The sequence below is a fragment of the Sphingomonas naphthae genome (assembly GCF_028607085.1).
GTDB lineage: Bacteria > Pseudomonadota > Alphaproteobacteria > Sphingomonadales > Sphingomonadaceae > Sphingomonas_Q > Sphingomonas_Q naphthae.
This window is the reverse complement of sequence record NZ_CP117411.1, coordinates 2,879,870-2,897,490: the sequence shown is the minus strand read 5'-3', so window position 1 is coordinate 2,897,490 and position 17,621 is coordinate 2,879,870. Positions and strand designations below refer to the sequence as shown.

At 70.0% G+C, this 17,621-nt stretch carries 18 protein-coding genes; 10 read left to right on the top strand and 8 right to left on the bottom strand.

Going from position 1 to position 17,621, the window contains the following annotated elements; genetic code table 11:
- Positions 1-143: 143 nt before the first annotated feature.
- Positions 144-2,198, bottom strand: coding sequence for an NAD(+) synthase (locus tag PQ455_RS13915; RefSeq protein WP_273686694.1), 2,055 nt, complete (start codon positions 2,196-2,198; stop codon positions 144-146).
- A gap of 168 nt (positions 2,199-2,366) precedes the next feature.
- Between PQ455_RS13915 and PQ455_RS13910 the strand changes: the two genes are divergently transcribed.
- From PQ455_RS13910 to PQ455_RS13900, 3 genes are all read left to right on the top strand, one after another.
- On the top strand, positions 2,367-2,750 hold the full coding sequence (locus PQ455_RS13910; protein WP_273686693.1) for a c-type cytochrome: 384 nt from the start codon (positions 2,367-2,369) through the stop codon (positions 2,748-2,750).
- Between the two features lie 177 nt (positions 2,751-2,927).
- Positions 2,928-3,977 carry a GTPase ObgE gene (gene obgE / locus PQ455_RS13905; protein ID WP_273686692.1) on the top strand — a complete coding sequence of 350 codons (1,050 nt, stop codon included), beginning with the start codon at positions 2,928-2,930 and terminating at the stop codon, positions 3,975-3,977.
- Positions 3,978-4,053: 76 nt separating this feature from the next.
- Positions 4,054-5,187, top strand: a complete 1,134-nt coding sequence (locus PQ455_RS13900) for an acyltransferase family protein (protein ID WP_273686691.1) — start codon at positions 4,054-4,056, stop codon at positions 5,185-5,187.
- On the opposite strand, the gene PQ455_RS13895 is transcribed toward PQ455_RS13900, so the two are convergent.
- A complete protein-coding gene (locus PQ455_RS13895; protein WP_273686690.1) occupies positions 5,155-5,754 on the bottom strand; it encodes a phosphatase PAP2 family protein in 600 nt (199 codons plus the stop codon). The two genes, PQ455_RS13900 and PQ455_RS13895, sit on opposite strands and share 33 nt — an antisense overlap.
- Positions 5,755-5,849: 95 nt before the next feature.
- Between PQ455_RS13895 and PQ455_RS13890 the strand changes: the two genes are divergently transcribed.
- Together PQ455_RS13890 and PQ455_RS13885 are read left to right on the top strand one after the other, a co-directional pair.
- Complete coding sequence (locus PQ455_RS13890; RefSeq protein ID WP_273686689.1) at positions 5,850-6,593, top strand: hypothetical protein; 744 nt, start codon at positions 5,850-5,852, stop codon at positions 6,591-6,593.
- Positions 6,594-6,635: 42 nt separating this feature from the next.
- Entirely contained in the window at positions 6,636-7,625 is a 990-nt protein-coding gene (locus PQ455_RS13885) for a cysteine synthase A (RefSeq protein WP_273686688.1), read from the top strand.
- A 165-nt stretch (positions 7,626-7,790) separates the two neighbouring features.
- On the opposite strand, the gene PQ455_RS13880 is transcribed toward PQ455_RS13885, so the two are convergent.
- The 3 genes from PQ455_RS13880 to PQ455_RS13870 form a co-directional block, all read right to left on the bottom strand.
- The gene (locus PQ455_RS13880; protein ID WP_273686687.1) at positions 7,791-8,003 is read right to left on the bottom strand and encodes a hypothetical protein; all 213 of its coding nucleotides are present in this window, start codon (positions 8,001-8,003) and stop codon (positions 7,791-7,793) included.
- 116 nt (positions 8,004-8,119) lie between these two features.
- Positions 8,120-9,343 (bottom strand): ABC transporter permease, encoded by a 1,224-nt coding sequence (locus tag PQ455_RS13875; protein ID WP_273686686.1) that lies wholly within the window; start codon positions 9,341-9,343, stop codon positions 8,120-8,122.
- Positions 9,340-10,251, bottom strand: a complete 912-nt coding sequence (locus tag PQ455_RS13870) for an ABC transporter ATP-binding protein (RefSeq protein WP_420542786.1) — start codon at positions 10,249-10,251, stop codon at positions 9,340-9,342. Before PQ455_RS13870 ends, PQ455_RS13875 begins: the two co-directional genes overlap by 4 nt.
- A 61-nt stretch (positions 10,252-10,312) precedes the next feature.
- On the opposite strand from PQ455_RS13870, the gene queG reads away from it, so the two are divergent.
- Entirely contained in the window at positions 10,313-11,449 is a 1,137-nt protein-coding gene (queG, locus tag PQ455_RS13865; RefSeq protein ID WP_273686684.1) for a tRNA epoxyqueuosine(34) reductase QueG, read from the top strand.
- Between the two features lie 94 nt (positions 11,450-11,543).
- On the opposite strand, the gene PQ455_RS13860 is transcribed toward queG, so the two are convergent.
- Entirely contained in the window at positions 11,544-11,732 is a 189-nt protein-coding gene (locus PQ455_RS13860; RefSeq protein ID WP_273686683.1) for a hypothetical protein, read from the bottom strand.
- A gap of 134 nt (positions 11,733-11,866) precedes the next feature.
- Between PQ455_RS13860 and PQ455_RS13855 the strand changes: the two genes are divergently transcribed.
- Positions 11,867-12,256, top strand: a complete 390-nt coding sequence (locus PQ455_RS13855; RefSeq protein ID WP_273686682.1) for a DUF1801 domain-containing protein — start codon at positions 11,867-11,869, stop codon at positions 12,254-12,256.
- 91 nt (positions 12,257-12,347) lie between these two features.
- On the opposite strand, the gene PQ455_RS13850 is transcribed toward PQ455_RS13855, so the two are convergent.
- Positions 12,348-14,474 (bottom strand): ATP-binding protein, encoded by a 2,127-nt coding sequence (locus tag PQ455_RS13850; protein WP_273686681.1) that lies wholly within the window; start codon positions 14,472-14,474, stop codon positions 12,348-12,350.
- Positions 14,475-14,481: 7 nt separating this feature from the next.
- On the bottom strand, positions 14,482-14,661 hold the full coding sequence (locus PQ455_RS13845) for a hypothetical protein (protein ID WP_273686680.1): 180 nt from the start codon (positions 14,659-14,661) through the stop codon (positions 14,482-14,484).
- A gap of 130 nt (positions 14,662-14,791) precedes the next feature.
- Between PQ455_RS13845 and PQ455_RS13840 the strand changes: the two genes are divergently transcribed.
- From PQ455_RS13840 to PQ455_RS13830, 3 genes are all read left to right on the top strand, one after another.
- Positions 14,792-15,553 carry a response regulator gene (locus PQ455_RS13840; RefSeq protein ID WP_273686679.1) on the top strand — a complete coding sequence of 254 codons (762 nt, stop codon included), beginning with the start codon at positions 14,792-14,794 and terminating at the stop codon, positions 15,551-15,553.
- A gap of 219 nt (positions 15,554-15,772) precedes the next feature.
- Positions 15,773-16,690: a dioxygenase family protein gene (locus tag PQ455_RS13835; RefSeq protein ID WP_273686678.1), complete on the top strand. Its 918-nt coding sequence runs from the start codon at positions 15,773-15,775 to the stop codon at positions 16,688-16,690.
- Positions 16,690-17,619 carry a polyprenol monophosphomannose synthase gene (locus PQ455_RS13830; protein WP_273686677.1) on the top strand — a complete coding sequence of 310 codons (930 nt, stop codon included), beginning with the start codon at positions 16,690-16,692 and terminating at the stop codon, positions 17,617-17,619. Before PQ455_RS13835 ends, PQ455_RS13830 begins: the two co-directional genes overlap by 1 nt.
- The last annotated feature ends 2 nt before the right edge of the window (positions 17,620-17,621 follow it).

Here is a 17,621-nt window from a genome sequence, read left to right as displayed (position 1 = left end):
AAGCCCCGATTCTGCCGCAATCGGGCCGGTGATTCACCTGAAAACTTGCCGAACGGTTTAAAAAGTTGGGGAGGGCGAGAAACGCTTCCGCAACGATCGGCATTGGGCGCCGCTATGGGGCGGTCTGGCGCGAGAGTTCAGGATTATGCGGGAACCCCTGCCTCCAACTCCGCCAGCCATGCCGCCGCCGTGCCGTCGGACGGCGCGCGCCAGTCGCCGCGTGGGGAAAGGCTGCCGCCGGCCGAGACCTTGGGGCCGTTGGGGATGGCCGATCGCTTGAACTGGCTGATCTGGAAGAAGCGGAACAGATATTCGCGCAGCCAGCGGCGGATGGTGGCCAGATCATAGGCGCCGCGATCGCCTTCCGGGAAGCCCGCCGGCCAGCGGCCCGCCCCGGCATCCTTCCAGGCGTGCCAGGCGAGGAAAGCGATCTTTGAGGGCGCAAGCCCGTGGCGCACCACATAATGCAGGAAGAAATCGTGGAGCGCATACGGCCCGATGCGCTGCTCGGTCGATTGCATCGCGCCGCTGGCGTCGGCGGGCACCAGCTCGGGCGAGATTTCGGTGCCGAGGATCGATTCGAGGATCGCATCCGTCGCGGCATCGAACTGGTCGGTCGCCACGCACCAGCGGATGAGATGCTGGATCAGCGTCTTGGGCACGCCCGCGTTGACGGCATAATGGCTCATGTGATCGCCGACGCCATAGGTGCACCAGCCGAGCGCCAATTCGGAGAGGTCGCCCGTGCCCAGCACCATCCCCTCGCGCTGGTTGGCGAGGCGGAAGAGATAGTCGGTGCGCAGGCCCGCCTGCACATTCTCGAACGTGACGTCGTAGACCGGCTCGCCGCGCGAATAGGGATGGCCCATGTCGGCCAGCATCTGGCGCGCGGCGGGGCGGATATCGATCTCGTCGCCCGACACGCCCAGCGCGCGCATCAGCGCCCAGGCGTTGGCCTTGGTCGCGTCGCCCGTGGCGAAGCCCGGCAGGGTGAAGCCGAGGATGTCCGATCGCGGCCGGCCGAGCTGATCGAACGCCTTGGCCGCGACGATCAGCGCATGGGTCGAATCGAGCCCGCCCGACACGCCGATGACGAGCCGCTTCGACCGGCTGGCCTCCAGCCGCTTGGCGAGGCCGGCGACCTGGATGTTGAACGCCTCGTAGCAATCCTCCTCCAGCCGGGCGGGATCGTCGGGCACGAAGGGGTAGCGCCGCAGCGCGCGGACGAGGCCCCTGTCGGCGAAATCGGGCGCGTGATCGAAGGCGACGCGGCGGAAGCGCGTCTCGGGGTGGCCGGCGTCGATCGCGGCATCGTTGAAGGTGCCGGTGCGCATCCTTTCCTGCCGCAGCCGCGCGACATCCACGTCGGCCACGACGATCTCGGGATCGGCGGCGAAGCGCGCGGAGGTGGCGAGCAATTCGCCGAGTTCGTAGATTTCGCCCTGCCCGTCCCACGCCAGATCGGTCGTGCTCTCGCCCGGACCGCTGGCGGAATAGACATAGGCCGAGGCGGTGCGGACCGACTGCGAGGCGCACAGCAGCCCCCGCTCGCGCGCCTTGCCGATGACGATGTTGGAGGCGGACAGGTTGCACAGGATCAGCGCGCCGGCGAGCGCACCCGCCGTGGAGGGCGGGGTCGGCGCCCAATAATCCTCGCAAATCTCGACGTGGAAGACGAAATCGGCGAGATCGCCGGCGGCGAAGATCAGGTCGGGGCCGAACGGCGCGGTCTGGCCGGCGACGGTGATGTCGAGCCCCGAAAGCCCGGCGCCGCGCGCGAACCAGCGTTTCTCGTAATATTCGCGGTAATTGGGCAGGAAGGATTTGGGCACCACGCCCAGCACCCGCCCCCGCGCGACCACCACGGCGGTGTTGTAGAGCCGTCCGTTGCGGCGCAGCGGCGCGCCGAGCAGCAGCACGGTGGAGAGCCTTTTGCTGGCCTCGATCACCTCCGCCAGCCCCGCCTCGACCGCGCCGAGCAGCGCATCCTGCAACAGCAGGTCGTCGATCGCGTAGGAGGAGAGGTTGAGTTCGGGATAGACCAGCAGGTCGATGCCCTGCGCGTCGGCCTGCTTCGCCAGCGCGATCGCCTCGGCCGCGTTGGCGGCGGGGTCGCCCGAGGTCGCGCGCGGCGTCGCGGCGCCGACGCGGATCATGCCCTGGGCGTGGAGCGAGAAGAAGGGGTGGGTCGCGGCCATGGCGCATCCCTAGCCGAAACCGGGGGTGGGACCAATCGACCGGTTGGCTTTGTGACGGCCGGGGGTTAGCGGGGCGGAATGTCGCCAAGATCCGTCATTGCGAGCGTAGCGAAGCAATCCAGCGCCGCACTGGATTGCTTCGCTACGCTCGCAATGACGAGTGGGTTGTTGGCGTTGGCCGCCTGCTCCTCCCCGGCCCCGCAAGTTGACGACAAGCTCGCCCGCGCCGCCAAGCTCTCGGCCTACAAGGGCGACGCCGCGCGCGGCCAGACCGTCTTCGCCGCCTGCCGCACCTGCCACAGCCTCGCGCCAGATGTTAACCTCGCCGGTCCCAGCCTGTTCGGCGTGGTCGATCGGCCCGCCGGCACGGTTCCCGGCTACCATTATTCCCCCGCCAACCGCGCCAGCCATGTGGTGTGGAGCGAGCAGCGCCTCTTCACCTACCTCCGCAACCCGCGCGAGGAATTGCCCGGCACCTTCATGTCGTTCGGCGGGATCAACGATCCGCAGGCGCGGGCCGATGTGGTGGCGTATCTGAAGACGCTGAAATGACGATCCGTGGTCGTCACCCCGGCCTTGTGCCGGGGTCCACCGGCCCCCAATCGAACCGCGAGCGACAGGCGCGGTGCCCGGCATGCGGGTGGACCCCGGCACAAGGCCGGGGTGACGATTGAGTGACGATATCGTCCATGGGGTGACCTTTTCGCCCCAATCGCTATATCGCGCGCCATGCATTTTCTCGATCAGGCCAAGATTTTCATCCGTTCCGGCGCGGGCGGCGGTGGTGCCGTCAGCTTCCGGCGGGAGAAGTTCATCGAATATGGCGGCCCCGACGGCGGCAACGGCGGCAAGGGCGGCGACATCATCTTTGAAGCCGTCGCCGGCCTCAACACGCTCATCGACTTCCGCTACACTCAGCATTTCCGCGCCCCGCGCGGCAAGGGCGGATCGGGATCGAACCGCACCGGCGGCGGGGGCGAGGATCTCGTCATCAAGGTGCCGGTGGGAACGCAGATCATCTCCGACGAGGATCGCGAGACGGTGCTGGCCGATTTCGTCACCCCCGGCGAGAAGGTCGTGTTCTTCCGCGGCGGCGACGGCGGGCGCGGGAACGCCACCTACAAGACCTCCACCAACCGCGCCCCGCGCCAGCATGGCACCGGCTGGCCGGGCGAGGAGGCGTGGGTCTGGCTGCGGCTGAAGCTGCTGGCCGACGTCGGGCTGGTCGGCCTGCCCAACGCGGGCAAGTCCACCTTCATCAACGCCGTCACCAACGCCCATGCCAAGGTCGGCGCCTATCCCTTCACCACCGTCCGCCCGCAGCTGGGCGTGGCGAGGCGGCACAATCGCGAATTCGTGATCGCCGACATCCCCGGCCTGATCGAGGGCGCGGCCGACGGCGCCGGCATCGGCGATCGCTTCCTCGGCCATGTCGAGCGCTGCCGCGTGCTGCTCCACCTGATCGACGCCAGCGGCGACGACCCGATCGAGGCGTGGGAGATCGTGCGCGGCGAACTCGACGCTTATGGCGCGGGCCTGGTCGAGAAGCCCGAGATCGTGGCGCTCAACAAATCCGACGCGGTCGATGCCAAGACCTTGGCGAAGCTCTCCAAGAAGCTCGCCAAATTGTGCGGGCAGGAGCCGATGATCCTGTCGGGCGCCGCCGGCACCGGCGTGGACGAGGTGCTGGACCGGATGATCGACATCCTCGGCCCGATCGAGGCGCCGGTCGCCAAGACGGACGCCGAGGAAGCGGCGGAGCCCTGGTCGCCGATCTGATCGCGCATATTACGTAAAATTCGTATAATAGCCCGACCTGTCGGCCTGCTCTGCCGGCCACGGTCGGGGGAACGGGATGGGCGGGAAAGGCTGGGCGCCAGAGGCAGCGGCAACGCAGACCTTCGTCGTCATGGACGCCATCCGGGCGCTCGCGGCCCTGCTCGTCGTCATCAGCCATGTGCGCGATATCGTGCTGTTGGACTGGCCGGGCGGCGGGGCCGTTGCGCGGCTGCTTTATGTCGTCACGGGTTTCGGCCATCAGGCGGTCATCCTCTTCTTCGTCCTGTCGGGTTTCTGGATCGCCAAGACGGTCGCAGCGCGCGGCGCGGATCTCGACACCGGTGACTATCTGGTCGATCGGCTGAGCCGGCTGTGGATGGTGATCGTGCCCACCGTGGCGCTGACATGGTTGCTGGACACGATCGGCATCCGGCTCAACGGCCCGGCGCTCTATGTCGGCGAATGGGGCACGCACAGCATCCTCGACGCGGCGGACAATCTCGGCGCGGCCAACATCCTCGGCAGCCTCGCCTTCCTCCAGAAGATCGTCGTGCCGCCGATCGGCAGCAACGGGCCGCTGTGGAGCACGGCCTACGAATTCTGGTATTATCTCTGGTATCCGGTGATCGTGCTGGCGCTGCGCCGCCGGGTCTCGATCCTGATCCCGTCGCTGCTGCTGGCGATCCTGTACCCCGCGATGCTGATCGGTTTCGGCTGCTGGCTGATGGGAGCCGGACTGTATCTGGCGCGGCAGCGATATCCGGTCGCCGGCATCGGGGCGGCGCGGGGGGCCGGCCTCGTCGGCGCGATCCTGATGGCCGCCGCCATCCTCGTCGCGCGGATGGGCCTCGTCGGCGAGCCGATCGATCTGTTGCTGGGGGCGGGCTTCGCGCTGCTACTGGCGATGCTGCTATGGGCGCCGCCGAGCATCGCGCTGCCGATCGGGCCGCTGGCGCGCTACGGGGCGGCGAGCAGCTTCTCGCTCTACGCCATCCATTATCCGATCGCGGCTTTGCTCGCCTCGTCGATCCTGAGCGGCCGCCTGCCCTTTGGCGCGGCGAGCGTCGGCCTGATCCTCGCGATCGCGCTGGTCTGCATGATCGTCGCCGCCTTCTTCTCCCGCGTGACCGAAGCCCAAACCGGGCGGGTGCGCGGGGCGATCAAGCGGCGGCTGGGGCTACAGCCCCGCTTGCAGGAAAGCGTGGCCTGAGACCGTCACTACCCCCGCAAGCGCACCGGCCAGCGCGCCCGCGATCACGTCCACGGGGCCATGCCGCCCCAGCCGCAACCGCGCCCAGCCGATCGCCGACGCCAGCGCCAGCAGCACCACCGGCGCCCACGGTGCGATGAACGCCCCGATCGCCACCACCAGCATCGCGAAGGCGACATGGAGCGACAGCTTGCACCAGCGGCTCGTGACCAGCGCGATGGCGAGGATCAGGATGCCGCCCACCAGCCCCAGCGCCAGATCGGGCGCGCCGCCGATCAGCGCACCCCCGGCGCCCGCCCCGAACAGCGCAATCGCGAACAGGTTGAGCCGCCGCCGCTCGACCGGCCGGCTGGCATCGACATGTTGCCACCGCTTGCGCCGCACCTGCCACCACGACCAGCCCATCAGCACCAATGCCAGCAACCCGAGAATGAGCCCGAAGCGCAGGATCATCCCCGCCGATCCACCCCGCGCCGCCAGCGCCGCCAGCGCGCAGCCCGGCACCAGCAGAGCCGGATGCCCCCCGATCGACAGGCCGCGCGCGACGAGGTTGGGCAGGCGGTCCATCGCCCGCATCCTTGGCGGCTCGGCGGCCGGGCATCAACCGGCTTGCCCACGCCACCGGGCCGTTTAGTCTGGCGGCAAAGCGGGAGGGAGACGGCATGGCGGGCTTGGGCGAGGTCTATGGGCGGGTGATCCCCTTCGCGCGGGCGATGCCCTTGCTGTTCGCGCTGCCCGTCGTCGCGGAGTTCGCCCAGCATGTCGTCGAGCTGCACGCCGGCATGTTCGTCGCCGGCGGGGCCGCGACCGCCGCCTCGGCGCCCGCGCGCATGATCCTTGGCGCGGTCAAGGTGATCGCGATCCTCGCCGTGGTATTGCTCTCGGCGCGCTACTGGCGCTTCGGCAACGACCCCCGCGCCGCCTACGCGCTCGACGCCGCCTTCGCGCTCGGCGTCGGCGTGCTGCTGATGACGCAGGTGGGGCTGCTGGTGGTACTGTTCGCGCTGAGCAAATTGCTGGCGCTGCTGATCGGGCCGGGGCCGGAGACGATGCGGATCGTGGCCGTCGTGCTGATGATCCTGTCACTGTGCGTCGCGGTGCTGCTGGCGCCCTGGTTCGTCGGCCTCGTCGCGCGCGACCCGGACATGACCGCCGGCCGCTCGATCGCCGCCTCGCGCCGCGCGCTGTTCGCCCGCCTGGGCCTGTATATCGGCGCCTATCTGCCCGGCCTCGCGCTGCATTACGCGCTGAATTATGGGGCGATGGGCGCCTCAACGGCCACCATCTGGGCGGCGATCGTGGTGGATTCGCTGCTCGTCGGCGGCATCGCCGTGCTGATCGGATCGGCCTATTATTCGCTTTATGCGCTCGCCGTGCAAAGAGACGGTGCGCCGCGCAGTAGCTGACGTTGCTTGCTCCGATGCGCGCCGCCGCCTAACCCAGCGCCCATGCCCGTCCACCCCCACGCGCTTTCGCTGATCGGCAACACGCCGCTCGTCCGCCTGCATGGCCCGTCCGAAGCGACCGGCTGCGAAATCCTCGCCAAGTGCGAGTTCCTGAACCCCGGCGGTTCGGTGAAGGATCGCGCGGCGCTTTACATCATCGAGGATGCCGAGGCGCGCGGGCAGCTGATCGCGGGCGGCACCATCGTCGAGGGGACGGCGGGCAATACCGGCATCGGCCTGGCGCTGGTCGGCAATGCCAAGGGCTATCGCACGATCATCGTGATCCCCGAGACGCAGAGCCAGGAGAAGAAGGACACGCTGCGCGCGCTGGGCGCCGAGCTTATCGAGGTGGCGCCGACCGCCTATTCCAACCCCGCGCACTACGTCCACACCTCGCGCCGCATCGCCGAGGAGACGCCGAACGCGCTGTGGTCCAACCAGTTCGACAACACCGCGAACCGCATGGCCCACATCCGCGGCACCGCGCCCGAAATCTGGGAGCAGACCGGCGGCCGGATCGACGGCTTCACCTGTTCGTGCGGCACCGGCGGCACCCTGGCGGGCGTGGGACTGGGCCTGAAGGAATTTCGCGACGACATCGTGATCGGCCTGACCGACCCGCACGGCGCCTCGCTCTACGAATTTTTCGCCCACGGCGAGCTGAAGGCGGACGGAAGCTCGGTCGCCGAAGGCATCGGCCAGAGCCGCATCACCGCCAACCTCGAAAGCGCCCCCATCGACACCCAGTTCCGCATCTCGGACGAGGAAGGGCTGGCCCAGACCTTCGCCCTGCTGCGCGACGAGGGGCTGTGCGTGGGCCTGTCCTCCGGCATCAACGTGGCGGGCGCCATGGCGCTGGCGCGCGAGATGGGGCCGGGCAACACGATCGTGACCATCCTGTGCGATTCGGGGATGCGCTATCTGTCGACCGTGTTCAATCCGGCGTGGCTGGCGGCGAAGGGCCTGCCGGCGCCGGCGTGGTTGAAGCGGTAGTCTTGCCTTGCATGGTAGCGCCGGTCGGCCTTTCCCCCGAACCGGCGGCTGGCCATGAAGGTCGTATCCGGCGCCGCTAATCCCAATTTGATCGTTTCGCCGTCATGCCCGCGTGAACACCGCAGTAGACCGTCGAAAGTCGAAGGGCTGTCGGCGCCCCTGCTATCAGCCGACGAGGCGGGTGTCGATTTGCGGCGGAGCCGCGTCGGACAGCAGGGCGTCGCGCTGCTCGTGCAAGGCGGTCGCACGCGCGATCTGTCGGTCGGCGGTGGTCTTTTCGCTGATCTTCTTGACCTGATACTGGGTCGCCAGGACCGAGGTCACGGCCACGAGGCCGAGGCTCAGGACGGTAGCCTTCCAAAACTGGGACACATTCATACGCTCACTCCTACTGATGTTAACCCTAACGGGCGGGAGCGCGCGAATGTCCGTGACCGGAAAATATATGCTGTTTATTCATTGCCCTAGCGATACGATCAGGTCGCGACCGGCGGCTATCCGCGCCGCCACGCCGCCCATCGCCACGGCTTCGCCGGCCCGGATTGCAGCACGTTGCGGCGGAAACGGCCCGCGCCGATGGTGACGATCAGCGCCAGCCACGCCGCCTGCCACGCCAGCGCCAGCAGATGCGGCCACAGGCCCGGCAGCAGCGCCGCGCGCGACAGCATCGCGAAGGGGGAGGAGAAAGGGAAGATCGCGGCGGCCAGGCCGATCGGGCCGTCGGGCTGGCCGGCGCCGGCCGAGGCGAGGCCGAAGACGAGCGCCTGTCCCATCGTCAACGGCATGGTCATCGTCTGCACCTCGCGCGGGGTGGAGGCCTGCGCGCCGATGCCCAGCAGGATCCCGCCGACCAGCAGATAGCTTGCCGCGAAGTAGAGCAGGGCGAGCAAGGCGAACAGCGGCCAGCCCAGCGCCGGGGCCGGCAGGCCGGAGAAGCCGCCGGCGCTCAGCAGCAGCATCCCCAGCGCGCCCGTCGCGCCCCACACGGCGATGCCCGTCAGCGACATGGCCAGCATCGCCGCCAGCTTGCCCGCGAAGATCGCGTCGACCGGCACGGCCGCGACCAATATCTCGATCACCTTGTTGGATTTCTCCTCGATCATGTTCGAGGCGAGCATGCCCGACAGCAGCAGCACGAGCATGAACAGCACCACCTGCGCGGTGCGGGCGATCGTGCGCGTGCCGTCGCGGTCATTCTGGGGCTCGGCGCGGACGATGGCATGGCGGGTGAGCGGCGGGCTCGGCGGGGCGCTGGCGCCCAATTTGTGACGTTCGCGCGCGACATCGAGCAGCAGGCCGATCCGCCCGTCCAGATCGTCGAGCGCGGCCTGCGTGCCGAACAGCGCCGGCTGCGCGAGCCCGCCCGCCACCACCGCGATCGGCGCGCCCTCCCGCTGGCCCAGCAGCGCGCGGGTCTGGCGCCAGACGTCGCGATCGGGCGGCAGGATGCGAAGCTGCGGCATCCGCCGCTGGCCGAGCCCGCCCTCCAGCCGCGCGGCGGCATCGCCGATGGCTTTCGCCTCGCCGCCGGTCGCCAGCACCGCGACCACCTCGCGATCGGCGGCGCGGTCGCCGGCGGCGGTGAGGCTGGCGGTGCCGACCCCGGCGAGGATCGGCAGCAGCGGGCCGATCAGGAAGAACAGGAAGCTGCGCGAAAAGACGCTGGCGACATAGTCGCGCCGGGCGATCACCCAGGCGGCGGCGAGGAAGCGGGTCATGCCGCCGCCTCGTCGGCCGGGGCGGGCGCGACATCCCCCGCCGCCGCCTCGCCGACGATCGCGACGAAGGCGTCGTGCAGGCCGGGGCGCTCGATCGAGAGCGTCTCGATGCCCGCGCCACCCGCCATCAGCGCGGCCAGCAGCGGCTCGACCCCGCCGTCGGGCAGGTCGAACTGCCACAGGCCGTCGATCCGCGCGGCATCGGCCGGCAGCGCCGCGCGCCACGGCCCGTCCTCCGCGCGCGTGCCGAGGCGGACGCGGGGGCGCAGCTTCTCGCGCGCCTGCTCCACCGTCCCCTCGAACCGCACCAGGCCGCGCGCGATGATGGCGATGCGCTCGCACAGCCGCTCGGCATGGGCGATCACATGGGTCGAGAAGATCACCGTCGCGCCGCGCGCCACCTGCGCGCGGATCAGCTCCTCCAGCCGCGCCTGATTGACCGCGTCCAGGCCCGAGAAAGGCTCGTCCAGCACGATCAGGTCGGGCTGGTGGACGATCGTGCCGAGCAGCTGCACCGTCTGCGCCATGCCCTTGGAGAGTTTGCGGATCGGCTTGGCGGCGCTCTCGGCCAGCCCGGCATCGGCGAGCAGGCCATCGGCGCGGCGGCGCCCCTCGGCCAGCGGCACGCCGCGCAGCGCGCCCATGAAGGCGATGGCCTCGCGCGGCGTCATCGCCGGATAGAGGCCGCGCTCCTCCGGCATATAGCCCACCTGGGATGCCGCCTCGATCGGCGCTTCATGGCCCAGCAGGGTACGCGTGCCGGCATCGGGATCGATGATGCCGAGCAGCATCCGCAAGGTCGTCGTCTTGCCCGCGCCATTGGGTCCGAGCACGCCATAGATGCTGCCTTGCGCCACCGACAGGTCGATGCCGCGCACCACAATGGCCTCGCCAAAGCGTTTGACCAAGCCTGTGGCCTCGATCGCCAATCCCACGCGCAACTCCCGATACTCGTGCTATGCGATAGACGTGACACGCCCCCCGTCCAATCCCTCTTCCAATCCCCCGATCGAGGCCGCTTTGAAGGCGGAGGCCGGCGCGTTGGGCTTCGTCCAGTGCGGCATCGCGCGGGCGGATGCCATTCCCGGCGCGGCCGAGCGGCTGGCGCAATGGCTGGCGCTGGGGTCGCATGGGTCGATGGGGTGGATGGCGGATCGCAGCCACCAGCGCGGCAGCCCCGCCGCGCTCTGGCCCGAGGTGCGATCGGTGGTGATGCTCGGCATGAGCTATGCGCCGGCCGAAGACCCCATGAAGCTGGGCGCGGAGCCCGCGATCGGCCGCTTCTCGGCCTATGCGCGGGGGCAGGATTATCATGATGTCGTGAAACGCGCGCTGAAGGCGCTGGCGCGGTGGCTGGTCGAGCGGGCCGGCGGCGACGTGAAGGTGTTCGTCGATACCGCGCCGGTGATGGAAAAGCCGCTGGCCGCGGCGGCGGGGCTGGGCTGGCAGGGCAAGCATACCAACCTCGTCAGCCGTCAGGCGGGCAGCTGGCTGCTGCTGGGCGCGATCATGACGACGCTCGATCTGGCGCCCGATCCCGCCGGCGGCGACCGCTGCGGATCGTGCGACGCCTGCCAGCGCGCCTGCCCGACCGACGCCTTCCCCGCGCCCTATCAGCTCGATGCGCGGCGCTGCATCTCCTACCTCACGATCGAGCATAAGGGGCCGATTCCGGCGATATTCCGCGAGGCGATCGGCAACCGCGTCTATGGTTGCGACGATTGCCTGGCGGTGTGCCCGTGGAACAAGTTCGCCGAGGCGGCGCAATCGGCGCAGGCCTTCCACGCGCGGGCGGAACTGGCCGCGCCCGAGATCGGCGACCTGCTGTCGCTGGACGACGCGGGTTTCCGCGCGGTCTTCGCCGGCTCGCCGATCAAGCGCATCGGGCGGGACCGAATGGTGCGGAACGCCTTGGTGGGGGCGGGCAACAGCGGGCTGGATGCGCTGGCGGCGCCGGTGGCGGCGCTGCTCGACGATCCCGCGCCGGTGGTGCGCGGTACGGCGGCATGGGCGCTGGGCCGCCTCGATCCGCTGCATTACGAGCGGGAGCGGATATTGCGGCTGGAGCTGGAGCCGGATGCCAGCGTGCGGGACGAGTGGGTGTAGTCGGGCGCTCTACCCTTACCCCGTCATTGCGAGCGTAGCGAAGCAATCCAGCGGCGGAACCTGGATTGCTTCGCTACGCTCGCAATGACGATGCTCACCCCATCGCGCCCGTCTGGAACCAGATCCGCGTGGCCTCCGTCCGCGCGATGCTCGCGCCGCAGATGTAGCAGGTGCCCCGCCGCAACACGCCATCCTGCTTCACCGTCGAATAGCGCGGGCGGTGGCGATGTTCGTCGATCGGGACGGGGGCGGTGGCGGGCAGGGGGATCGGCTGGTGAAACATGGGGCTGTCTCCTTCGGGAGCGGAGATCGGCCGGCCGTGTTGCGACCGCATTTCGCCATGTTGCACGGCGTAACGATCGCCCTTTTTTGCCTGGCGTATCGCGATAGGATAGGCCGCGACCTGGAGGGGCGACGATGACAGGAACGGCGGACGACGGACCGGCATCCGAGAAGATCGACGATCGCATCCGCGAGCTGGCCGACTGGCGCGGCGAGACGCTCGGCCGCCTGCGCGCGCTGATCCACCAAGCGGTGCCCGACGTGGTCGAGGAGTGGAAGTGGCGCGGCGTGCCCGTCTGGTCGCGCGGCGGCATTCTGTGCACGGGCGAGAGCTACAAGGCGGTGGTGAAGCTCACCTTCATGAAGGGCGCGTCGCTCGCCGATCCGGCCGGCCTGTTCAACGCCAGCCTCGACGGCAACGCCCGCCGCGCGATCGACCTGCGCGAGGGGGAGATGGTGGACGAGGCGGCGTTCGTGGCGCTGATGCAGGCGGCGGTGGCGGCGAACGGGAAGGGGAAGAAGTAGGCCGCCGTGCTCCTGCGAAGGCCACAGCCCAGAGCCCCAAGCGCTGCGCTTTGTAACCCTGGGCTCCGGCCTTCGCCGGAGCACGGAGCGTTCAAGCCGCCAGCCGCTCGCTCTCATACACCAGCGGTACGCGCACCTCGGCCTTGAAGCCTTCCGCCGATCGCGACAGGCGCACGTCGCCGCCGTGGGCGCGGGCGATGGAGCGGCAGACGGCGAGGCCGAGGCCGGTGCCGCGCGCGTCGGAGGCGCGGGCGGCGGCGGTGCGGTAGAAGGGCTGGAACACCAGTTCCAGTTCCTCGTCGGGCAGGCCGGGGCCGTCGTCGATCACGGCGGCGATCGCTTCCTCCTCGCCCACCTCCAGCCGGATGCGCGCGCGTTCGCCATATTTGAGCGCATTCTCGACGAGGTTGGCCAGCAGGCGGCGCATCCCCAGCACGTCGACCTCGACGGTGGCGGGCATCGTCGCCTCGACGGTGACGTGGCCGCCGACCATCGCGGCATCCTCGGCCACGTCGTCCACCAGCGTCCGCAGGTCGAGCCGCTCGCGCACGCCGGGGGTGGAGGCATCGCGGATGAAGGCGAGGACCGAGGCGATCATCTCCTCCATCTCCACGACCTCCTCCAGCATCCCGTCGCGCATGGCGTCGTCCTCCACTTCCTCCATGCGGAAGCGCAGGCGGGTGAGGGGGGTGCGCAGATCGTGGCTGATCGCGCCGACCATCGCGGTGCGATCGTCGACGAAGCTGCGCAGCCGGTTCTGCATCAGGTTGAAGGCGTGGGCGGCCCGGCCGATCTCGGCCGGGCCATCGAGCGCGACGATCGCGGCGGAGGGATCGCGGCCCAGTTGCGCGGCGGCGTCGGCGAAGCGGTCGAGCGGGCCGGAGAGGCGGCGGGCGAACATCCAGCCGAGCGGCGCGACGATGGCGAAGGCGATCAGGAACCACAGGCCGACGCGGCGCTGCCACGCATTGGGGAAGCCCTCGGCGGCGGGCTGCACCACCGCCCAGCGCCCGTCGGCCAGCCGGCGCGCGGCGACGAAATCGCCCTCGACGAAGGGCGCGGGGGCGAGGCCGAAGAGCGCGCTCGACGGGCGCGCGATCGGCACGGCGTGGGGCTCGGCGCGGACCGGCGCGGGTTCGCGGACGGCGGTGCGCGGGGCTGGCTCGGCGGCGGGGGTGGAGACAACGACCGGCGGTGCGGCGACCACGGCGCTGCGCTCGGGCGCGGCGGGTGCGCGCGTCACGGTCTGGACCGGCGCCTCCTCCTCGGGGATCGGGCGGCGCGGCGCGGGCGGCGGGGCGGCCTGCGTGTCGCGCGTCTCGACCGGTGCGCGCGGCATGTCGCTGGCGACGGGCACGCGGATCATCGGCGGCATCATCTGCGGCGCGGGCTGCATCGTGGGCGCGCGCCCGCCTTGCAGGACGGGGCCGTTGGGGCCGACCGTGGCGCGCGGCTGGCCGACGCGGATCGGCGCGCCCGCGCCCTGCGTGGTGATGCCGCCGCCCGTGCCACCCGGATTGCCGCCGGGGCCGCCGGCCGCGCCGGGCATGCCGCCCATCCCGCCGGGCTGGCCGCCGCCGCGCGGGAATTGTTGGCGCACCGCTCCGCCCGGGAAGTCGCCGCCGGTGCGCGCCTCGCCCGAGCGGGGGAAGCCGCCGCCCTCGCCGCGACCGGGAAAGGTGCCGGTGCCGGGGAAGCCGCCCTGACCGCCGCCCGGAAAGCCGCCGCCGGGCATTCCGCTCGGCAGGCCGCCGCCGGGGAAGCCGCCGCCCGGCATCCCCGCGCCTTGCGGCAGGCCCATGCCCCCGCCCGGCCCCGCCTGCGCGAAGGCGAGGAAGGACGCCGGGATCACGCCCGGCGGCGGCCCGGCGGTGCCGGCGAAGGGCAAAGGCGTGTAGAAAGCGAGGCGCACGTCCTCAGGATCGGCGCCGAGCAGCCCGGCCAGTTCCTCGCTCGACCGGGCCGAGCCGAGCCAGCCGGGGCCGGAGAGATCGGGCGGGCCGGGGCGGACGAGGCGGGTGAGCTTGGCGCGCTCGTCGCCGCCCAGCGCCGCCGCAATGTCGCGCATATTATATTGCGCGGGCGGGGCGGGGGGCAGAACGAGGGTGAGAAACAGCGTCACGATCTGCGCGACGATCAGCCCGCCCAGCAGCAGCGCGAGGATCTGGAGCGCGAGCGACGGCCCACGCCAGCCGCGCAGCACGGCGATCGGGCTCATCGGCGGATCATCGCCGGAAGCGGTCGAAATCCGTGGAGACGGACAGCAGGTCGGCGGGGCGCGGCAAATGGCTGTCGCGGGTCTCGCGCGCCGGTTCGGGGCGGGCGATGCCGGGGGCGCGCGCCACGTCGCCCAGCGCCGTCGCCAGCGTATCGATCACCCGGTGAAAGAGCGTCAGACCCGCCATGATCCGTCTCCTGTGAGTCGTGGAGGTTGCACTATCACGCACACGCCTTGCGGGAAGATTTCAGCTTTGTTGCAGCCGGCCAGGCGGTGCCCGACATATCACGGTACGGCGGGGCTGGCATTCGCAAAGGATGAACGCCATTCTCGCGCCCATGGACCTCGCCACCCGCATCCTGATCGTCGATGACGACACGGGCATACGGACGCTGATGTCCTCCTTCCTCGCCAAGCACGGCTACCAGACCGATACGGCGGGCGACCCGGCCGAGATGCGGCGGATGCTGGCCGAGCGCCGCTACGACCTGATCGTGCTGGACGTGATGATGCCCGGCGAGGACGGGCTGACCGCGCTGCGCCGGCTCCAGAAGGGCGACGACGGCCCGCCGGTCATCATGCTGTCGGCGGTGGGCACCGATGTCGACCGCATCGTCGGGCTGGAGATGGGGGCCGAGGATTATCTGGCGAAACCGTGCAACCCGCGCGAATTGCTGGCGCGCATCCGCACCGTGCTGCGCCGGGCGGAGCGGTCGGTGGCGGCCAACGATGTCGATCCGGTCGAGCCGGTGGCGGCACGGGACGAGGCCGGCTGGCGCTTCGCGGGCTGGCGGATCGATGTCGAGTCGCGCTCGCTGAGCGACCCCGATGGCGCGCCGTTCACCTTGTCCGATGGCGAGTTCCGGCTGCTGCGCGCCTTCGTCGAACATCCCCGCCGGGTGCTGACCCGCGACCAATTGCTCGATTTCGCGCGGGGATCGGACAGCGACCATTATGATCGCGCGATCGACGTGCAGATCAGCCGCCTGCGCCGCAAACTCTCCGGCGCGGCGGGCGGCGAGCTGATCCGCACCGTGCGCAACGAAGGGTATATGTTCGTTCACGCGGTGCAGCGCTGAGCCCATCAACGGGGACATTCTGGCGAGCTGTGCAGATTATCCCGCAAATGAACCAGTTCGTCCGCTGAGCCGCTGAGGTAATCGCCGATCGGCACCGTCATGCTTGCGTGGGCAGCGTAACATCTCGGTCAAGAAGCCGAAATTCCAGCGCAAAACGGGACGGCCACTCCGCCGTGACAGGCCGGATCATCGCGATCCGGCGTCATCGGGGGTTTGGGAATGGGTGAGGGTTCGACCGACGTGCATCATGGCAGCGGCCTGGCCGAGGACATGCAGCGGATGGCGGCGCAGATGATCGTGCGCCGCAAGGCGCTCGCCTGGTTCGCCAGCGCGGGCACGGCGGCGCTCGTCACCGGCTGCGGCGGCGGTGGCGGCGGGTCGGTCTCGACCGTGTCGACCGCCGGCACCAGTTCGTCCAGCTCCAGTTCCTCCAGCTCGAGCAGCAGCTCGTCGTCGTCCAGTTCCTCCTCGGCCAGCGGCACCTGCGTCGCCGATGCGTCGGAGACCAACGGGCCTTATCCGGCGGACGGCACCAACACCGCGAGCGGCGGCAGCAGCAACGTGCTGACCCTGGGCGGGGCGGTGCGATCGGATATCCGGTCGAGCTTCATCAGCTCGACCACGACGGCGGCGGGCGTGCAGGTCACCTTGAAGCTGAAGCTGGTCAACACCAGCGCGGGCTGCGCGGCGCTCTCGGGCTATGCCATCTATCTGTGGCATTGCGACCGGGCCGGGCTCTACTCGCTCTATTCGGTGCCGGCGGAAAGCTATCTGCGCGGCATCCAGGTGACCGACGCGAATGGCGAGGTCACCTTCACCACCATCTTCCCCGGCTGCTACGACGGGCGCTTCCCGCACATCCATCTGGAGATCTTCGCGAGCCTCTCGGCCGCGACGAGCGGGCGTAACGCCTTGTTAATCACGCAGATCTATCCGCCGCGGGATATCTGCTCGACGGTCTATGCGGGCGCGACCGGCTACAGCACGAGCGTCACCAACCTCGCGCGGGTGACGCTTTCCAGCGACAATGTGTTCGGCGACAACAGCGCCGCGCAACTCGCCCAGATGCAGATGACCATGAGCGGCAGCGTCGCCGCCGGATATACCGCCACCAACACGATAGGGATCGCGCGCTGATGCTGGACCGGGCCAATTGGAGCAGCACGGCTGCCTACGACATCCGCGAGATGTTTCGTCCCGCGCCGCGCGCCGCCGAACTCACGATCGTCGTGCCCAGCTATAACGAGCGCGAGAATATCGACGAACTCGTCTCGCGCGTGGGCGAGGCGCTCGTCGGCATCGATTGGGAGATGATCGTCGTCGACGACGATTCGCCCGACGGCACCGCCGATCATGTCCGCTCGATCGGTCGCCGCGACGGGCGCGTGCGAGTGATCCGCCGCGTCGGCCGGCGCGGGCTCTCCTCGGCCTGTATCGAAGGGATGCTGGCCTCGTCGGCGCCGGTGCTGGCGGTGATGGATGCCGATCTCCAGCATGATCCGGCCGTTCTGCCTTCCATGCTGTCGCTGGTGCGCGAGGATCGCGCCGAGCTGGTCGTCGCCAGCCGCCATGTCGCGGGCGGGTCGATCGGCGAATGGGGCGCGGGCCGCGCTTTGGTCAGCCGGGTCGCCTCCGGCCTGTGCCGTTCGCGCGCGACGAAGGGCCTGTCCGATCCGATGAGCGGATTCTTCATGTTGCGCCGGCGCGTGCTGGATGACACGGTGCCGCATCTTTCGGGGAAGGGCTTCAAGATCCTGCTCGACATCGTCCTGACGAGCGCCCGGCCGCTCCGCATCCGCGAGGTGCCTCTGGTGTTCGCGATGCGCAAGCATGGCGCCAGCAAGCTCGGCGCGGGCGTGGTGTTCGATTATCTGTCGCTGCTGGCCGAAAAGAAGTTCGGCCGCCTCAACCCGATCCGCCTGATCGCGCCGGCCGGCGCCGTCGCGGCGGGGCTGGGCGTGGCCTGGGGCACGTCGGCCGTGGGCGGCGCTGCGGCCCCGGCTGCGGTCGCGGCCGGGATGGTCGCCGCCTTGCTCTGCCAGCGCCGGAGCATCGCCCGCCAATGAGC

Bases quoted from the DNA above. Each gene is read 5' to 3' on its own strand.
- PQ455_RS13915 (WP_273686694.1), bottom strand. From the start codon at position 2,198: ATGGCCGCGACCCACCCCTTCTTCTCGCTCCACGCCCAGGGCATGATC.
- obgE (WP_273686692.1), top strand. From the start codon at position 2,928: ATGCATTTTCTCGATCAGGCCAAGATTTTCATCCGTTCCGGCGCGGGC.
- PQ455_RS13900 (WP_273686691.1), top strand. From the start codon at position 4,054: ATGGGCGGGAAAGGCTGGGCGCCAGAGGCAGCGGCAACGCAGACCTTC.
- PQ455_RS13895 (WP_273686690.1), bottom strand. From the start codon at position 5,754: ATGGACCGCCTGCCCAACCTCGTCGCGCGCGGCCTGTCGATCGGGGGG.
- PQ455_RS13890 (WP_273686689.1), top strand. From the start codon at position 5,850: ATGGCGGGCTTGGGCGAGGTCTATGGGCGGGTGATCCCCTTCGCGCGG.
- PQ455_RS13885 (WP_273686688.1), top strand. From the start codon at position 6,636: ATGCCCGTCCACCCCCACGCGCTTTCGCTGATCGGCAACACGCCGCTC.
- PQ455_RS13880 (WP_273686687.1), bottom strand. From the start codon at position 8,003: ATGAATGTGTCCCAGTTTTGGAAGGCTACCGTCCTGAGCCTCGGCCTC.
- PQ455_RS13875 (WP_273686686.1), bottom strand. From the start codon at position 9,343: ATGACCCGCTTCCTCGCCGCCGCCTGGGTGATCGCCCGGCGCGACTAT.
- PQ455_RS13860 (WP_273686683.1), bottom strand. From the start codon at position 11,732: ATGTTTCACCAGCCGATCCCCCTGCCCGCCACCGCCCCCGTCCCGATC.
- PQ455_RS13855 (WP_273686682.1), top strand. From the start codon at position 11,867: ATGACAGGAACGGCGGACGACGGACCGGCATCCGAGAAGATCGACGAT.
- PQ455_RS13850 (WP_273686681.1), bottom strand. From the start codon at position 14,474: ATGAGCCCGATCGCCGTGCTGCGCGGCTGGCGTGGGCCGTCGCTCGCG.
- PQ455_RS13845 (WP_273686680.1), bottom strand. From the start codon at position 14,661: ATGGCGGGTCTGACGCTCTTTCACCGGGTGATCGATACGCTGGCGACG.
- PQ455_RS13840 (WP_273686679.1), top strand. From the start codon at position 14,792: ATGAACGCCATTCTCGCGCCCATGGACCTCGCCACCCGCATCCTGATC.
- PQ455_RS13835 (WP_273686678.1), top strand. From the start codon at position 15,773: ATGGGTGAGGGTTCGACCGACGTGCATCATGGCAGCGGCCTGGCCGAG.
- PQ455_RS13830 (WP_273686677.1), top strand. From the start codon at position 16,690: ATGCTGGACCGGGCCAATTGGAGCAGCACGGCTGCCTACGACATCCGC.